This is a genomic window from Lawsonibacter faecis, assembly GCF_014287675.1.
In the GTDB taxonomy this organism is placed as follows: domain Bacteria; phylum Bacillota; class Clostridia; order Oscillospirales; family Oscillospiraceae; genus Pseudoflavonifractor; species Pseudoflavonifractor faecis.
Map to the genome: position 1 here is coordinate 42,162 of NZ_JACOPQ010000007.1, position 17,147 is coordinate 59,308.

The window sequence follows — 17,147 nt, forward strand, 5'->3', positions numbered from 1 at the left end:
AGACAGAGATAAGGGAGGCGCTGGCCGGTGAGGGAATACCGTACCGGGTGCGCACCGAGCGGCCCGCTGCCGGGCGGACGGGCACGGATGGGCAGCGCCGGCGTGAACGCCAGAGGGACGGTGGAGTACATTTTCTATGTCCGCCGGGAGGACTTCGAGCGGGCCCTGTCCGTGATTGGACAAAGTGCAATTCGATAAGCGGAACCGCCCGGACTCATATGAGTCCGGGCGGTTTTTCGTTCCGGCGCGGGAGAGGCGCTGCAGGGATGCGGCGCTGCATACCCCTGGGCCGCAGAGGATTGGAGGAAATTTGAAAAAGGCAACTGGCAAGTTAGCCAAAAAATGTCCGTTAAATTCGGTGGGCATTCTCACTGCCATTTGTCTGGCAGCCCTTGACGGCTTGTCCCGGATACGATACTATATATACGGTCGCAAGAAGCGGTTATACCATATCTTGTATGAATAAGAAGGTATCTTTTCGCCCCCTACGGGGGCGTTTTTTAACGATTCGGCGGGAAGGGAGAACGGGAAATGACCATTGCCAGTATCAGGAAAAGGGACGGGCGGCTGGTGCCCTTTGACGAAAAGAAAATTGAGGAGGCTATCACCAAAGCCTTTAACGCAACCTATAAGCCGGGGTATGAGGACACGGCGAAAAAGCTGTCCGACGAGGTGCTGTCCATCCTGGAGGTGGAGGGCAACGAGCGGCCCGACGTGGAGCATGTCCAGGATCTGGTGGAGCGGGTGCTGATGGACGACGGGTACATTCAGACCGCCAAGGCTTACATCCTCTACCGTTCTGAGCGCAGCCGTTCCCGCGAGATGAACACCCGGCTCATGAAGATTTACGAGGACATCACCTTCTCGGCCGCCAAGGACTCCGACATCAAGCGTGAGAACGCCAACATCGACGGCGACACCGCCATGGGCTCCATGCTGAAGTTCGGCTCCGAGGGCGCGAAGCAGTTCTACGATATGTTCGTCCTCAATCCCGACCATGCCCGTGCCCATCGGGAGGGGGACATCCATATCCACGATCTGGACTTCCTCACCCTCACCACCACCTGCTGCCAGATCGACATCAAGAAGCTCTTTGCCGGCGGCTTCTCCACCGGCCACGGGAACCTCCGGGAGCCTAACGACATCGCCTCCTATGCGGCGCTGTGCTGCATCGCCATCCAGAGCAACCAGAACGACCAGCACGGCGGCCAGAGCGTGGTGAACTTCGACTACGGCATGGCCGACGGCGTGAAGAAGACCTTTGTAAAGCTCTACCGGCAGAATCTGGCCCGGGCCCTGATGCTCCTCTGCGGGGACGAGGACCCGGAGAGCGAGCTCAAGGGCATCATCGCCGGGATTCAGGCGGACAAGGGTCTGGAACCCGCCCTGGAGGGCTGCGGGGACTACTTCGCCGCCGAGCTGCCCCTGCTGACGGGCAGGTACGGCAGCGGGGAGGAGGTCCAAAAGGCCCAGAGCTTCGCCCACTACCGGGCCTGCAAGGAGACCGACCGGGCCGCCTATCAGGCCATGGAGGCCCTCATCCACAACCTGAACACCATGCACTCCCGGGCCGGTGCCCAGACCCCCTTCAGCTCCATCAACTATGGTATGGACACCTCCCCCGAGGGCCGCATGGTGATGAAAAACATTATGCTGGCCACCGAGGCCGGTCTGGGCGAGGGGGAGACCCCCATCTTCCCCATCCAGATCTTCCGGGTGAAGGAGGGCGTCAACTATAACCCCGGGGACCCCAACTACGACCTTTTCCAGCTCGCGGTCCGATGCTCCGCCAAGCGGCTGTTCCCCAATTTCTCCTTTATTGACGCACCCTTCAACCTCCAGTATTACAAGCCCGGCGTGCCCGAGACCGAGATCGCCTACATGGGCTGCCGCACGCGGGTGATGGCCAACGTCTACGACCCCGCCAGGGAGATCTGCAACGGCCGGGGCAACCTCTCCTTCACCACCATCAACCTGCCCCGGCTGGCCATCAAGGCCAGGGGGGATATCGACGTCTTCTTCGAGAGCCTGGACAGGATGCTGGACCTGTGTGTGGATCAGCTCCTGGAGCGCTTTGAAATCCAGGCCCGCAAGCATGTGCGCAACTACCCCTTCCTCATGGGGCAGGGGGTATGGCTGGACAGCGAGAAGCTGGACTGGGACGACGAGGTCCGGGAGGTGCTCAAGCACGGCACCCTCAGCGTGGGCTTTATCGGCCTGGCCGAGACCCTGAAGTGCCTCATCGGCGCCCATCACGGCGAGAGTGAGAAGGCCCAGGTTCTGGGCAGGGAAATCATCACCCATATGCGGGCGCGGATGGACGCGGAGAGCACCAGGCGGGGCCTGAATTTCTCCCTGCTGGCCACCCCCGCCGAGGGGCTCTCGGGCCGCTTTGTCAAGCTGGACAAGGCCCGCTTCGGGGTGATTCCCGGCGTTACCGACCGGGACTACTACACCAACTCCTTCCACGTGCCGGTGTACTACCCCATCTCTGCCTACGACAAGATTAAGCTTGAGGCACCCTACCATGCCCTTACCAACGCGGGCCATATCAGCTACATTGAGATGGACGGCGACCCCACCGACAACCTGGAGGCCTTTGAGAAGGTCATCCGCTGCATGAAGGAGTCGGGCATCGGGTACGGCAGCGTGAACCACCCCGTGGACCGGGACCCGGTCTGCGGCTTTTCCGGCATTATCGGCGACCAGTGCCCCGGCTGCGGCCGCACCGAGGCCGACGGCGTGCCCTTCGAGCGTATCCGCCGCATCACCGGCTATCTGGTGGGCACCCTGGACCGCTTCAACAACGCCAAGCGGGCCGAGGAGCGCGACAGGGTGAAACACAACGTGTAAATGAAAAGGCAAAAGTGAAAAGTGAAAAAGCCGGACTGCCCCGAAGCCGCCAAACGCTTCCGGCGGCACAGCGCTTTTTTGCTTTTCACTTTTCATTTTACACTTTGAACGGAGTGATACCATGCGCATTGCGTCAACCATTTCCGACTCCATTGTGGACGGACCGGGACTGCGCTTTACCGTCTTCACCCAGGGGTGCGCCCACGCCTGTCCAGGATGCCACAATCCGGAGACCCACGATATAGCGGGCGGGCATGAGGAGCGCGTGGAGACCCTGGCGGAGCTGATGGGGAGCAATCCGCTGACCGGGGGACTGACCCTCTCGGGGGGCGATCCCTTCCTTCAGGCGGCGGACTGCGCCGCCCTGGCGAAAATCGCCCACGCCCAGGGGAAGGACGTATGGACCTATACCGGGTACACCTGGGAGGCCGTTCTGGCGGCGGGACGGCCCGACTGGCGCGCCCTGCTGGAGGAGACCGACGTGCTGGTGGACGGGCCGTTTGTGCGGGAGAAGAAGTCCTACGCCGCACGCTTCCGGGGCAGCACCAACCAGCGGCTCATCGACGTGAAAAAGAGCCTGGAGGCCGGAGCCGTGGTGCTGTGGGAGCAGCGGGACCACCTGGCCCATTTCACCGTGCCGGAGTCCTAGCCGCGGGCCTTTTCCGCGGAGAAGGCGGCTGCCGGGCAGCGACGTCCGGGGGGGACCGCTTTCCCCTGGATAGGTCCGGGCAAATTGGAATAGAGGGGGAAACACAGATGCAGTACATTGATAAAAACACCTGGCCCAGGCGGGGGCATTTCGACTTCTTCGCGCCCATGTCCAACCCCTTTTACAGTCTGACCGTTCCGGTGGACGTGACGGCCCTGCGGCAGTATACGAAGAGCCATTCACTCTCATTTTATTACAGCATGGTATTCGCCGTCACCAAGGCCATGGAGCGGGTGGAGGCCTTTCGGTACAAATGCCGGGCCGACGGGCAGATTGTTTACCACCAGCGGCTGGTGCCCAGCTTCACCGATTTGACGCCGGGGAGCGACCTCTTCCACATCACCACCCTGGAGGCGGGAGAGGACATGGCGGATTTCTGCCGCCGGGCCCGGGAGGAGTCCCGGAGGCAGACGGAGTTTATCACCCGGGGGCCCTGGGACGAGGACGAGCTGATTTACTTCACGTGCCTGCCCTGGTTCCCCATCACCTCGCTTACCAACGAGCGGGACATGGTGCCCACGGACAGTGTGCCCCGGGCGGCCTGGGGCAGATACGAGGAGCGGGAGGGGCGTACCGTCCTCTCGCTGTCCCTGGAGCTGAACCACCGCCTGCTGGACGGAGTGCATGTGGGAATGCTGTATGAGGAGCTGAACGCCTTTTTAAGGGCGCTGTAGAAGGGCGGCGGGAATCCGGAAGGCCGCCGGGTTTTAGTATTTGAGGGGAGTGGGCCGGGTGGAGCACCGGGAGCGGCTGGGGGAGTTTACTTATGTCTGGGAGAAGTGCTGCTTCCCACTGGGCGGGGACAGCCTGGCCCTGGGGGCCTTCGCCACGGTGCGGCCCGGCTGGCGGGTCTGTGATCTGGGCTGCGGGGCCGGTGCGCTGGGCATCCTGCTGCTGGCGCGGGAGCGTACGCTCCGCCTGACGGGGGTGGAGCTCGACGCGGCGGCGGCAGAGCTTGCCCGGCGCAACCTGCGCGAGAACGGCCTGGAGGGGGAAATTGTCACCGGGGACCTGCGCGCACCGGAGTACCTGCCCCCCGCGGGGAGCTGCGACCTGGTGGTATCCAACCCGCCCTACTTCGCGCCGGGCACGGGCCGCTCCGGCGGCGCGGCCCGGATGGGACATTCCTGCGGCCCGGAGGACCTCTGTGCGGCGGCGGCCCGGAGCCTGAAAAACGGGGGGCGCTTTGCGCTGGTCCATCGGCCGGAGCGGCTGTGCGACCTGGTGAGCATCCTGCGCGCCCACGGCCTGGAGCCCAAGCGGATGCAGTTTGTCCGGCACAGTGCGGCACATTCGCCGTCGGCGGTGCTGCTGGAGGCTGTCCGGCAGGGAAAAGCGGGGCTGGACATCCTGCCCGACCTTGTGAGATAATAGGCATTGCCCGGCCACGCAGCGGCCGGGCAATGCCTATTTTTCTGTATTTCGGAGGTGGCCCTATGGCCGGAACACTCTATCTGGTCCCCACGCCCATCGGCAATCTTGGGGATATCTCCAGGCGGATTGCCGACACCCTGGGTGCGGTGGATTTCATCGCCGCCGAGGATACCCGGATTTCCATCAAGCTTCTCAACCACCTGGGGATCAAAAAGCCCATGGTGAGCTACTACCGGCATAATTCCGAAACGGCGGGGGACGCTGTGCTCGGCCGCCTTCTCGCGGGGGAGAGCTGCGCACTGGTCACCGACGCCGGCACACCGGCCATCTCCGACCCCGGGGAGGAGCTGGTGGCCCTCTGCGCAGAGGAGGGGGTGCCGGTCATCTCCATCCCCGGCCCCTGCGCCATGGTGTGCGCACTGGCCTGCTCGGGCCTGCCTACCGGGCGGTTTACCTTTGAGGGGTTTCTCCCCATGAACAAGAAGAACCGCCGTGCTCATCTGGAGAGTCTGCGGGGTGAGCAGCGGACCATGATCTTTTACGAGGCCCCCCACAAGCTTGCCGCGACCCTCAGGGACCTGCGGGAGACCTTTGGAGCGGAGCGGCGTGTCTCCCTGTGCCGGGAGCTGACCAAGCTCCACGAGGAGGTCCGGCGCTGCACCCTGGGGGAGGCGGATTCCCACTATGCCGAAAACCCGCCCAAGGGGGAATTTGTGCTGGTGGTCGAGGGGGGATGTCCGCCGGAAGAGGACGGCATGACCCTGGAGGAGGCGGTGGAGCTGGCGGCGGCCTACCGGGCGGAGGGACTCTCTCTGAAGGACGCAGTGCGCCGCGCGGCGGAGGAAACCGGATTTTCCAAGAATACGCTATACGATTTATCTCTCGGTCGTAACTGATTTGTCCATGGGGAGCGGAAGAACAGCCGAAATATGACGCACCCTGATTTGAGATAAAATGTAAGCGTTGATTATACTATGTGTATATGAATGGAAGTAAATTACTTCACATAATCATCACATTCAAACGGTCGAAATCGCGCCGGAAATGAAAATCCCCGGATAATCTCAGGGCAGAGACCTGAGATTATCCGGGGATTTTTAATTGAGGACTTACTTGTCCATCAGTTCCTTAATGCAGTTGGGGCAGACATTCTTGCCCTTGAAGTTGATAACATCTCTCGCGTCGTCACAGAAAATGCAGGCGGGCTGATATTTCTTAAGTACGATAGAGGATCCGTCCACATAAATCTCCAGAGAATCCTTCTCGGCGATGTCCAGAGTCCGGCGCAGCTCAATGGGGAGGACGATACGGCCAAGCTCGTCCACCTTTCTAACAATTCCAGTCGATTTCATCCCAAATATCTCCTTTCACGGGGTAAATAGCGTTTCCATGATTTTCTACGATTACCTAGAAACTGACATTATTATAACACGGAGTATTTCAATGTCAATTGAAAATTGGAAAAGAAATTTACATAAATTGCTTTTTTGTCAGGTTAGACAAAAATATGGGAAAAGATTTTCTAAAAAAGTGCGTGGAAAAAGGGAACATTTTTTCCGGCGGACAGGCGTATACATGGGGAGAACAGGAGGGGGACGAACCATGGCAATGTCAATCATCTGGACCGGAATGGTCCTGGTGTCCATCCTATGCGGCCTGGCTACCGGGCGGGGGCCGGATGTGGCGGCGGCGGCCATGGAGGGGGCCGCCGCCGCGATTGAGCTGTGCCTGAGCATGGCGGGTATCCTCTGTCTCTGGATGGGGGTGATGGAGGTGATGAAGCGCGCCGGTCTCTCCGAAAAGCTCTCCCGGCTCCTGCGGCCCATCCTGCGCAGGCTCTACCCGGAGTTCTCCAAGGACCGGGAGGTGATGGACACCATATCGGCCAATGTGTCCGCCAACCTGCTGGGGCTGGGCAACGCGGCCACCCCACTGGGGATTCAGGCCGCACGGCAGATGAGCAAAAAGTCCCCCGGCGTGGCGTCCGACCCGCTGTGCATGCTGGTGGTGTGCAACACCGCGTCCATCCAGCTCATCCCCACCACCGTGGCCGGCGTAAGGGCCGCCGCGGGCTGCGCCGCCCCCTTTGATATTCTGCCGGCGGTATGGCTGGCGTCGGCCATCTCCGTCTGCGTGGGAATTGCGGCATGCAAGGTGCTGCGGCGGCTGTGGCCGGGATTGGCGGGGGAGAAGAGCGGCGGGCGGACGGCCCGGCTTGGCCGCCGCGCAGGCCGGGAAGGGGCGCGGTAGAAATGGACTTGGTGCTGACAATGCTCATGCCCGCGATTATCGCCGTTGTGGCCGTCTGCGGCATGGCCAAGCGTGTGGACGTGTACGACGCGCTGGTCGCCGGCGCGGGGGAGGGGCTGGGGGTGCTCATCCGCATCGTGCCGCCCATGGTGGGGCTCCTCACCGCGGTGTATATGCTGCGGGCCTCCGGTGCGCTGGAGATGGCGGCCCAGGCCCTGGGGCCGCTGCTGGTCAGGCTGGGGATTCCGCCGGAGACGGTGGCCCTGCTGCTGGTGCGTCCGGTTTCCGGCAATGCGGCGCTGGGGGTGGGGGCGGAGCTTATCGCCACCTACGGCCCGGATTCCCTCATCGGACGGACGGCGGCGGTGATGCTGGGCTCCACGGAGACCACCTTCTATACCATCGCCGTGTACTTCGGCGCGGCGGGAATTGTGAAGACCCGGTATGCCGTACCGGCGGCCCTCTGCGCCGATTTGGCGGGATTTATGGCGGCGGCCTGGGCCGTGCGTGTGCTCTTTGGGGGAGCGTGAGGGGAACCCGGAGGGGCGCCCTGTGAGGACAGGACCGCAAGCCCCACAGGATAAATCGTTAGCGCCCCCAGCAGAGACGGAAAAGGACGGGCAAGCGGCGCGGAGTGGTTCTGCGGGCAAAAAGCGGCGGTGCGCATGGCGCACCGCCGCTTCAGGCAAATATCTGACAGTAAGTGGAGATAAAACGGGCGGTTTGTCCGCCTCACGCCACGCCGATAGTGACGAGCAGATTGGCAAAGGTACGCTTTTCACCAGTGGAGATGGCAAGCTGCACCGGGCTTTCACAACAGGCGTCGTAAAACCCATAGCGGTTGAGCCGCTCTAAGGTCAGCCCGGGGAGGGCGCGCTCAAAGGCGTCAAAAATTTCAGGGGTGGTGCCGTCCTCCGGCTCCATAACCTCCGCTTTTTCCACATTGACCACGCTCTGGAGGACCTCCAGCACGTCGGTGACGGTAGGCAGGCCGGGCTTTAGGCCCAGCCAGACCTTCTCCGCGCCGCCGGACTTGGAGGCCAGGGGGTAGTTCCCATCAGCGATAAGGACCTTGTCCCCGTGTCCGCAGCGTGAGAGTATCCGGATGAGGCCGGGGTGGATACAGTTTCCAGTCAGCACGGCTCACTCCCCCTTCCGTATCTCGCCCAGTTTACCGCCGGGGTGGCACCGTACATACTGCTGCGGGGTCTGGCCGCAGTCGGCCTGGAGTGCCACGGAGAGGGCCTGCAGCATCAACGTCTCAGCCAGGATGGAATTCCGGGGCGCCCGGTTGAGGGGGCCGCCCTCGTCCTTTACCCCTGCAAAAAGATGCACGTCGCTCTGTCCGGCCAGCCAGCTGTCCGGGTTGCCGGTAACGCCGATTATCTTACAGCCGTTATTCCTGACGGCCAGCACCGTAGCCTTGAGTTCGGCAGTCTCACCGCTGTTAGAGATACAAATCACGACATCGCCCGCCACCAGTTGTCCGCAGGAGCCGTGGACGGCTTCCGTACCATGGAGAAAATAGGTCGGTGTGCCGGTGGAAGAGAGCAGGGATGCAGCGTACCCGGAGACATGGCCGGGCTTACCGATTCCGGTGACATGTACCCGGCCGCCCCGGTCCTGGGCCTGGTGAATGAGGCGGACGGCGGCGTCCAGGGCCGTAAGGTCCAGTCCGTCCAGATAGGTATCGAATTCCGCACGGGCGGCGGTCAAAAAATGGCCTACCGCCCGGGTGCTTTCAGCTTTCATCAAGAGTCGCTCCTTTACGCGGCGGGGATGCTCCCCGCCTGCAGGGTACTTGGATTAGGCCGCCTCGCCGGCCGGGAACAGGCTATTTCAGCGCATCCAGCTCGGCGGGGTCGAAGCCTGTATAGCCCCGCTGGTACAGCAGATTCTGCACCTCCGCCACGGTGGGCAGGCTGGGCATGGCCCCCATGCGGGAGACCGTGATGGCCGCTGCGTGGCTGGCGAACGCCAGGGCCTGTTCCTGGGGCAGGCCTGCGCACAGTCCGGTGCAGAACGCCGCCACGAAAGAGTCCCCGGCGGCGGTGGGGTCGGCCACATGGTCCATTTTGACGCAGCCGGTGTGATGGACGCCGTCCGCCCCGGCGGCGATGGAGCCGTTCTCGCCCAGGGTGATGATGAGGTTTTGTACCCCCTTCTCACGGAAAGCGGCGGAGACGGCCGCCACATCGTCCATGTTCACGCCGTTTTCGTCCACCCGAAGGGGGTGGCCGGCGATGATGGCGGCCTCGTGCTCGTTGGGGGAGAGGTAGGTGGCGCAGGCGAGCAGCTTTGGGGAGATGGGGGCGGCGGGGGCGGGGTTCACCATGACCCGCACACCAGCGTCGCGGGCCCACTGGGCCACGGCCTCAATTACCTCCATGGGCAGTTCGAACTGGAGCATCAGCAGGTCGTAATTACCGATCTTCTCCCTGAGCCAGGCCACATCCTCCACGGTGATGGACATGTTGGCCCCGGGGACGACGGTGATGCGGTTCTGGGTGCCGCGGTCGGAGGCCTCCAGCAGGATGTGGCCCACACCGGAGGAGACGCTGGGGTCCACGCCCACGTGGGACACATCCACCCCGGCGGCAGAGGTGGTTCTGGTCATGAGGCGGCCGAAGTCGTCGTCCCCCACACGGCCCACCATGGTGACGTTGGCCCCCAGCCGGGCGCACTGGACGGCCTGGTTGCCCCCTTTGCCGCCGGGGGCGGTGCGGAAGCTCTCGCCGATAATGGTCTCGCCGGCGTTGGGCGCCCGGCTGGTGGAGGCGATGAGGTCCATCATGAAGCTGCCCACCACCAAAATATTGGGTTTTCTCAGCATAGCGGGACCTCCTCAGATGCCCAGCGCCCTGCGGAGCTCACGCTCCATGGAGATGAGCGCCTCCACCTCGGCCCTGGCGTTCTTGTCCAGCTTGGCGGCGTCCGAACTGCGGGAGGAAATGCCCATAGGGACGCCCACAAGGCTGTGGTAATACTTGGCGGAAACGGGATAGAGCCGCATCTCCAGAGCGGCGGCCAGAGTGAGGAAGTCGGCGACAAGCCGGGCCTTTTCGGTCTGGTCCTCAAGGTGGTCGTAGGCCCACTTGTAGAGGTCGGGATGGAAGTTTGCCATGACTCCGTTATAGCCCGCGCCGCCGTGAACGGTGCTGTCGAACCAGGAGGCGGCGTTGGCGTTGAAGATTTTCAGGGGGGTGCCCTCCACGGCGGCCAGCCGCTCGCGGAGCAGGTCGGCGTCGCAGCAGGTGTCCTTCAGAAAGACCATCCGGCCCTCCCGGCCCGCCTTGCGCAGAAATTCGGTGGAGACCAGCCGCTTCCAGGGCACGGGACACTCGTAGATGCCGAAGTCCACCTCAGGGTAGCGGTCAAAAATCTCGGTGGCGTTGGCCTCGAAGACGGCCTCGCCCTCGTTTTTCTGATCCAGGCGGTTGGAGACCAGCACATAGGCGTCCACGCCGGTCTTCATCATGTTCTCGATCTCGCGCAACTGGGTGGCCTTGTCCTCGGAGGTGTGGCCGGAGGCCACCACCTGAATGCGGCCGCCCACCGCGTCCACCACCGCCTTGGCGATGTCGGTCTTCTCTGCCTCGCTGAGGAAAAACATCTCGCTGGACTGGCAGACGGCGAAGATGCCGGAACAGCCCTTATCGATATACCAGTCGCACAGTGCGGCGATGGCCTTGAAGTCGGGCTTGTTGTCGTCGGTGTAGGGGGTGATCATGGTGGGCCAGACCCCACCGTGTATGGCAAAAGGCATGGTGTGTTCCTCCTTATTTGTCGGTCTCAGGCTTTTGGGCGGCCTCGTCGGCGGCCAGGGCGGCGGCGGCCTCGGCGATGGCCTGTGCGTCCTCGTCCCCGGCGGCCAGGGCGGCCTTCTCAGCATCCTGCTTCTCGGTGATCCTGCCGCCGGTAAAGAGGTCCATAAAGGCGAGGACCACGTCACGGAGGGTGAACAGGCTCATAAAGAAGGCGGAGAAGGGGATGCAGGCGTAAAAATAGCTTTTTTTCATGAATTGCAGGGTGAACAGGCTGGCTGTGGAGCGCAGGCAGAGCTGTACGCCGAAGTAGAAGATGACGCCGTAGGTGATGAGGGAGATCACAGTGGAGAGGATGCGGAAGATGCGGCCCACCAGGGTGCCGTGGACCTTGTCCGTGAGGATGTCCACCATGAAATGTCCGCCCACCCGCACCAGCTCCATGGCGGCGAGGAAGATCATCCACACCAGGAAGAACTGGATGGTCTCGTCGATCCACACCGGGTTCCACTTGATGAAAGGGATGCGGGTGCAGATGTTGAGCAGGAAGAGGACAAACACGATGCCTAGGCAGATTGAGGCCACGGCGCGGGAGAACTTGCCCACGGCGTTTTCTGTTTTTTTCAGGATATTCATGGTCATTCCCCCCTTAACCTAAGCCCAGCAGATTGGGCAGGAACATGGACAGCGGCTCGATGAAGGCCGTCAGCAGGGCGACGATCATCATGATGGCCACGAAGGGGATGGCCTCCTTGGCGATCTTCATGACCTTTTCCCCCGTGATGCTGGAGAGGACGTACAGGTTCAGGCCCACCGGCGGGGTGATGACGCCCACGGCCAGGGCGATGCACATGACGATGGCGAGCTGGACGATGGGGTAGTCGTAGGCCTGGGCCAGGGGGGCGAAGATGGGCACGGTGATGAGCAGGATGGCGGTACCCTCCATGAAGCAGCCCATAATGACCAGCAGGACGATAATGATGATCATGACCGGCACGATACTGGTGAATACGCTCATGATGGAGTTGACCACCGCCTGGGGGATGCGGGTCTTGAGCAGCACGTACTGGAAGAAGGAGGCGGTGGCGATGACGAACATGATCTGTGCGGTGGATTTGGCGGTGGCCCAGAAGATGCCGGGCAGATCCTTGAGCTTGATTTTCTTATACTTGAAGATGCCCAGCAGCGCGGCGTAGAGGGCGGCCACGGCGGCGGCCTCGGTGGCGGTGAAGAAGCCGCCGAACATGCCGCCCAGGACGATTACGGGGGTGAGGAGGGCCAGGAAGGCGCTCTTGAAGGCTTTCCAGCGGTCCCGGCCGCTGACCTTGGGAACCTTGCCGAAGTTGCGGCGCTTGGCGGTCCAGCTGGCGTAGACCACAAAGAGGATGCCGATGATCACGCCGGGGATGGCGCCGCCCAGGAACAGGTCGTTCACCGAGGTGCCCGACACCATGCTGGCAAAGAGAATGAGGGTGATGGAGGGCGGGATAATGGGACCCAGGCCGCCGCCCGCAGCGATGGCCGCGCAGGAGAAGGGCTGGCCGTACCCGGTTTTGCGCATCTCGGCAATGGCGATCATGCCGATGCCCGCGGCCACGGCGGCGGCGGAGCCGGACATGGCGGCCATGACCATGCATGAGACGATGGCGGCGTTGGCGAGGCCGCCCCAGCGGTGGCCCAGGCAGGACCGGGCGAAGCCGAACAGGTCCTGGGACACACCGCCCTTGTTCATGAAGTTGCCCATGAGCAGGAAGAATGGAATGCTCATGAGGGTGATGCCGCTGACCTGGTTGAACATACCCTGGGGCAGGGAGAGCATATTGGCGGCGGTCGCCTCGCCCATGCCGACGTAGGTGGCGGCGGAGATGAAGGCCATGCTGCACCCGGTGGAGACGCCGATGAATAACACCAGCAGCACGCCCGCGAACATGAGAAACATAATCATAGGGCTCTTTCGCTCCTCTCTGAAAGGAATTCTATTCTGATTTTGGGCGTAAAAAGGGCACGCCCTCCGGCATGGGGGAGGTCCGGTGAGCGTGCCCGTATGTAGTTCGGTGGTTAGCGGTTGTCCTCGACGGCCTTGAGCAGGGCGTCCATCTCGGCCTGGCCGGCCAGCTTGCCCATCTCGGCGTAGGCGGGCTCCATCTTGGCGACGAAGGAGGCCTTGTCGGGGTAGGTGACATTCATACCCTTGCTCTCCAGCTCGGCGATGGTGTCGGCCTCGCCGCCGGAGATCAGCTCGCGGGTCTTATCCTGGGCCTCAATGGCGGCCTGCTGGATGACGGCCTGGAGCTCGGGGCTCATGCCGGACCAGGTGTCGTTATTAATCAGCAGGGCTTGCATGTCGAAGAAGTGGCCGGTGATGGCCAGCTGGTCCTGGCACTCGAAGAAGGAGTCGGCCAGCACGGTGGCCACGGGGTTTTCCTCGGCGTCCACCACGCCCTGCTTCAGGGACTGGTAGAGCTCGGAGTAGGCGATGGTCTGGGTGTTGGAGCCCAGGGCGTCGAAGGCGGCCAGCAGGCCGGCGGAGCCGGGAACGCGGATCTTCACGCCGGCCAGATCGTCGGCGGTATTGATCTCGATCCCCTTGGTGGTGACGTGGCGGAAGCCGTAGTCGAACATGGACAGGGCGTAGGTGTTCATGGCGGCGGGCATATCGGCGTTGATCCAGTCCATGACGTAGTTGTCGATAACCCTGTGGGCGTGGTCGTAGTCGTCAAAGAGGAAGGGGGCGGACAGGGCGTTGAGCTTGGGCATATAGGTGGCGATGTTGCTCTGGCTGACGACCACGATGTCCGCGTCGCCGCCCAGAGAGCAGCTCTCCAGGATGGCGGGCTGGTCGCCCAACTCCTGGTTGGGGTACACGGTGACGGTGACCTTGCCGCCGGTGAGCTCGCTCACCCGGTCGGCGAAGAGGGTGGCGGCCACATTGTGGGCGTGGGCGGTGGCGGCGGTGTGGGCCAGGGAGAGGGTCATCTCCTCAAAGTCGGCGTTGGGATCCACGCTGGTGACGGGCGCGGGGGCGGGCGCGCTGCCAGTGGGGGTGGCGGCGGCGGGCTTCTCGCCGCAGGAGGCCAGGGCGCCCATCAGCATCACGGCGCCGAGGGACAGAGAGAGTATTCTTTTCCAATTCTTCATGGTGTGATCCTCCTCGATCATTCATTTTTTGATTAGAGTATGATCCGCCGTTCCTCAGGCCGCCGGCCGGACAGCCGCGGGGCGGGCGGTGGGGGCTCAGTGATAGATGCGCTGCTTCATCTTGAGAGATGCGGTGCGCAGAATATTGGCGCACTCCATGAGTTTGTCGTCGGTCATGATGTTCGCCGGGCCCGAGGTGCTGATACCGCCCACCAGGGCCCCGGCGGCGTTGAACACCGGCACGCCCACACAGCGGACGTTGGGCTCCCGCTCAATGTTGTCAATGGAGTAGCCCCGGGTCCGGATGCGGCGCAGCTCCTCCATGATCTCGTCGTAGTCGGTCTTGGTGTTGTCGGTGAACCGGGTGCGCTCGGGCGGGATGCGCTCGGGCCACTCCGCCTCGGGCAGGTGGGCCAGGATGGCTTTGCCGATGCCGGTGGCGTAGAGGGGGCCTTTCTCGCCCAAAATCTCCCGATAGGGAAACTCGTTCAGACGGGCGACGGGGTGAGCAACGTAGAGGTAGAGCACGTCGGTGCCGTAGGGCACGCCGAAGTAGACGATCTCGTCGGTCAGGCTGGCGGTCTCCATCAGCACGTCGTACACCGCCTTGGGGTAGCCCAGGTGCTGGTTGATAATGAAAGCGAACTCCAGCATCTTCAATCCCAGGGTATACTTCCCGTTGGGGAGCTTTTCTACATAGCCCAGGCTCTGGAACGTGGAGACGATGTTATGTACGTTGGATTTTGTGACCCCCATCTTCTCCGCCAGCTCTGTGATACCCAGCTCGGGCTCCTGAAGGGTGAAGTATTCCAGCAAATGGAGTGCTTTTGCCAGGGATTTGACCTTCGGCTCCTGTTCGGACGACATTGCTCATCCTCTCCTTCTGTTCTCTATTGGAGAACAACGTTCTCTTTACGATGCCATTATACAAAACGTCAAAATGAATTGCAAGGGCTTTTAAAATGTTTGGAGGAATCGTAAATGATCCCTTGGATTTCAAGAACATTGTTCTTGATTAAAGAACTGTGGTATCCTGGTTTTTGACATCCCACGAGGAAGCGAACCTCTGACGGTCCCTCCAGGGCGCCGCCTCTCCGCCAGACAGTCAAAGAAGCTTGCGCTTGTTTCAGCAGGAGCTATGAAGCCATTTGCAGTCTATCACCCTTTCCATTTTCCGCAGCAGACGGTCCGAGGGTACCGGCTTGACCTATGTCCACCGCCTGCACGCCTCTCCGGTGGTCCGCGCCTCAGTGCTCCATGACGTTCCCGTCTTTCCGTGCCTTACGTTTGCAAAACCCCGCAGGGAAAGTCTCTCAGAGCTCTGTCGCCCGCAGACGACGGAATCAAATGAATATTCGTTGTGCAGCCTTCCGTCAAAGAGGCCTCAAGGGACTCCCTTGACAAGCAAAAGCGGCGGTGCGCCATGCGCACCGCCGCTTTTGCTTTCATTACCGATGATAGAGCTTATTGGTCTCGTACTGGGGCTCGCAGGTCAGATGCATCCCCAGCTTGCCGTAGGTCACGCTGTCCACCGGAGAGAGAATGACGCTGGAGTGGGCCTCGCAGCCCCGGAGACGGGATAGCTGCTCCAGGGCCCGGGCGGCCAGGGGGTCGGTGGCGGCGGAGATGGCCAGGGCGATGAGCACCTCGTCGCTGTGGAGCCGGGGGTTGGCGCTGCCCAGGTGGTCCACCTTGACGGCCTGGATGGGGGCGATGGCCTCGGGGGAGATGAGGTGCTTCTCGTGGTCGATATGGGCAAGACGCTTCAGGGCGTTTAAGAGGGTGGCGGAGGAGGCGCCCATCAGGTCGGTGGTCTTGCCGGTGACAATCTCGCCGTCGGGCAGCTCAATGGCCCCGGCGGGGTTGCCGGTCTCGTCGGCCACCTGCAGGGAGGCTGCGATGACGGGGCGGATATCTGCGGACACCTTGGCCTGCTGCATCAAAAGCTCCAGCTTGTAGACCGTCTCGTCCCCGGTCTGGCCCTGCCGGCGGTCGGACAGGGCGGAGTAGTACCGCCGGACAATCTCCTGCCGGGCGGCGTCGCAGACCGCGGAATCGTCAAAAATACAGCAGCCCACCATATTGACGCCCATGTCGGTGGGGGATTTATAGGGGCATTCACCGGTGATTTTCTCAAAAATGGCGGAGAGAACGGGGAAGATCTCCACGTCCCGGTTGTAGTTCACGGTGGTTTCGCCGTAGGCCTGGAGGTGGAAGGGGTCGATCATATTCACGTCCCCCAGGTCGGCGGTGGCGGCCTCATAGGCCAGATTCACCGGGTGCTGGAGGGGCAGGTTCCAGATGGGAAAGGTCTCGAACTTTGCGTAGCCCGCCTTGACGCCCCGGCGGTACTCGTGGTAGAGCTGGGAGAGGCAGACCGCCATCTTGCCGCTGCCGGGGCCGGGGGCGGTGACGACCACCAGGGGCCGGCTGGTCTCAATATACTGGTTTTTGCCGTACCCCTCGTCGCTGACAATGAGGGCGATATTGTGGGGGTAGCCCGTAATGGGGTAGTGGAGGTAGACCCGCACACCCAGCTCCTCCAGCCGCTTCTTAAAGGCGTCTGCGGCGGCCTGGCCGGCGTACTGGGTCACCACCACGCTGCCCACGTAGAGTCCCTGGGCGCGGAAGGCGTCAATCAGGCGGAGCACGTCCACATCGTAGGTGATGCCCAGATCGCCCCGGACCTTGTTCTTCTCAATGTCGCTTGCGCAGATGGCGATGACGATCTCAGCCGAGTCCCGCAGCTCCTTGAGCATACGAATTTTACTGTCCGGCTCGAAGCCGGGGAGCACCCGGGAGGCGTGGTAGTCGTCGAAGAGCTTGCCCCCGAACTCCAGGTAGAGCTTGTTTCCGAACTGGCTGATCCGCTGCCTGATATGGGCGGACTGGGTCTCCAGATATTTGCTGTTGTCAAACCCCGGTCGATTCATCTCAGCGGGTCCGCGACACATTGCCGCGGACCCTCCCATCCTCTCTATCAAAAACTCAATTAGAGCCATTATAGCATACTCGGAGCCGGGATTCAAAACAGTTTTCCCCATCTGACCGGTTTTCAT

Annotated in this window: 18 protein-coding genes; 8 read left to right on the forward strand and 10 right to left on the reverse strand. The window is 62.3% G+C overall.

Features of this window, described 5'->3' with window-relative positions:
- Window positions 1-27 precede the first annotated feature (27 nt).
- The 6 genes from H8S62_RS10010 (at window position 28) to rsmI (ending at window position 5,832) form a co-directional block, all read left to right on the forward strand.
- The gene (locus H8S62_RS10010; RefSeq protein WP_243255551.1) at window positions 28-198 is read left to right on the forward strand and encodes a hypothetical protein; all 171 of its coding nucleotides are present in this window, start codon (window positions 28-30) and stop codon (window positions 196-198) included.
- A 333-nt stretch (window positions 199-531) separates the two neighbouring features.
- Window positions 532-2,853, forward strand: a complete 2,322-nt coding sequence (locus H8S62_RS10015; protein ID WP_186919164.1) for an anaerobic ribonucleoside triphosphate reductase — start codon at window positions 532-534, stop codon at window positions 2,851-2,853.
- A gap of 121 nt (window positions 2,854-2,974) precedes the next feature.
- On the forward strand, window positions 2,975-3,502 hold the full coding sequence (gene nrdG / locus H8S62_RS10020; protein ID WP_155150047.1) for an anaerobic ribonucleoside-triphosphate reductase activating protein: 528 nt from the start codon (window positions 2,975-2,977) through the stop codon (window positions 3,500-3,502).
- Window positions 3,503-3,609: 107 nt separating this feature from the next.
- The gene (locus tag H8S62_RS10025) at window positions 3,610-4,236 is read left to right on the forward strand and encodes a CatA-like O-acetyltransferase (protein ID WP_186919165.1); all 627 of its coding nucleotides are present in this window, start codon (window positions 3,610-3,612) and stop codon (window positions 4,234-4,236) included.
- Between the two features lie 58 nt (window positions 4,237-4,294).
- On the forward strand, window positions 4,295-4,933 hold the full coding sequence (locus H8S62_RS10030) for a methyltransferase (RefSeq protein ID WP_186919166.1): 639 nt from the start codon (window positions 4,295-4,297) through the stop codon (window positions 4,931-4,933).
- A gap of 65 nt (window positions 4,934-4,998) precedes the next feature.
- Entirely contained in the window at window positions 4,999-5,832 is an 834-nt protein-coding gene (gene rsmI / locus H8S62_RS10035; protein ID WP_186919167.1) for a 16S rRNA (cytidine(1402)-2'-O)-methyltransferase, read from the forward strand.
- A 213-nt stretch (window positions 5,833-6,045) separates the two neighbouring features.
- Here the strand turns inward: rsmI and H8S62_RS10040 are convergent, their stop codons facing one another.
- A complete protein-coding gene (locus H8S62_RS10040) occupies window positions 6,046-6,288 on the reverse strand; it encodes an AbrB/MazE/SpoVT family DNA-binding domain-containing protein (protein ID WP_155150041.1) in 243 nt (80 codons plus the stop codon).
- Window positions 6,289-6,538: 250 nt separating this feature from the next.
- On the opposite strand from H8S62_RS10040, the gene H8S62_RS10045 reads away from it, so the two are divergent.
- Window positions 6,539-7,186, forward strand: coding sequence for a spore maturation protein A (locus H8S62_RS10045; protein WP_243255553.1), 648 nt, complete (start codon window positions 6,539-6,541; stop codon window positions 7,184-7,186).
- Between the two features lie 2 nt (window positions 7,187-7,188).
- Window positions 7,189-7,716, forward strand: coding sequence for a spore maturation protein (locus H8S62_RS10050; protein ID WP_186919168.1), 528 nt, complete (start codon window positions 7,189-7,191; stop codon window positions 7,714-7,716).
- 202 nt (window positions 7,717-7,918) lie between these two features.
- On the opposite strand, the gene H8S62_RS10055 is transcribed toward H8S62_RS10050, so the two are convergent.
- The 9 genes from H8S62_RS10055 to H8S62_RS10095 form a co-directional block, all read right to left on the reverse strand.
- Complete coding sequence (locus H8S62_RS10055; RefSeq protein ID WP_173023859.1) at window positions 7,919-8,326, reverse strand: RbsD/FucU domain-containing protein; 408 nt, start codon at window positions 8,324-8,326, stop codon at window positions 7,919-7,921.
- 3 nt (window positions 8,327-8,329) lie between these two features.
- Window positions 8,330-8,938, reverse strand: coding sequence for a KpsF/GutQ family sugar-phosphate isomerase (locus H8S62_RS10060; protein WP_155150037.1), 609 nt, complete (start codon window positions 8,936-8,938; stop codon window positions 8,330-8,332).
- A gap of 82 nt (window positions 8,939-9,020) precedes the next feature.
- Window positions 9,021-10,019 carry a ribokinase gene (locus tag H8S62_RS10065; protein WP_186919169.1) on the reverse strand — a complete coding sequence of 333 codons (999 nt, stop codon included), beginning with the start codon at window positions 10,017-10,019 and terminating at the stop codon, window positions 9,021-9,023.
- A 12-nt stretch (window positions 10,020-10,031) separates the two neighbouring features.
- Window positions 10,032-10,952 (reverse strand): dihydrodipicolinate synthase family protein, encoded by a 921-nt coding sequence (locus H8S62_RS10070; protein ID WP_207723500.1) that lies wholly within the window; start codon window positions 10,950-10,952, stop codon window positions 10,032-10,034.
- A gap of 13 nt (window positions 10,953-10,965) precedes the next feature.
- A complete protein-coding gene (locus H8S62_RS10075; RefSeq protein ID WP_186919171.1) occupies window positions 10,966-11,586 on the reverse strand; it encodes a TRAP transporter small permease in 621 nt (206 codons plus the stop codon).
- A gap of 13 nt (window positions 11,587-11,599) precedes the next feature.
- Window positions 11,600-12,895: a TRAP transporter large permease gene (locus H8S62_RS10080; RefSeq protein WP_155150031.1), complete on the reverse strand. Its 1,296-nt coding sequence runs from the start codon at window positions 12,893-12,895 to the stop codon at window positions 11,600-11,602.
- 113 nt (window positions 12,896-13,008) lie between these two features.
- Window positions 13,009-14,088, reverse strand: a complete 1,080-nt coding sequence (locus H8S62_RS10085; protein ID WP_243141848.1) for a TRAP transporter substrate-binding protein — start codon at window positions 14,086-14,088, stop codon at window positions 13,009-13,011.
- Between the two features lie 96 nt (window positions 14,089-14,184).
- Window positions 14,185-14,955: an IclR family transcriptional regulator gene (locus H8S62_RS10090; protein ID WP_155150029.1), complete on the reverse strand. Its 771-nt coding sequence runs from the start codon at window positions 14,953-14,955 to the stop codon at window positions 14,185-14,187.
- A 581-nt stretch (window positions 14,956-15,536) separates the two neighbouring features.
- Window positions 15,537-17,021: a DUF1846 domain-containing protein gene (locus tag H8S62_RS10095; protein ID WP_186919318.1), complete on the reverse strand. Its 1,485-nt coding sequence runs from the start codon at window positions 17,019-17,021 to the stop codon at window positions 15,537-15,539.
- Window positions 17,022-17,147 lie beyond the last annotated feature (126 nt).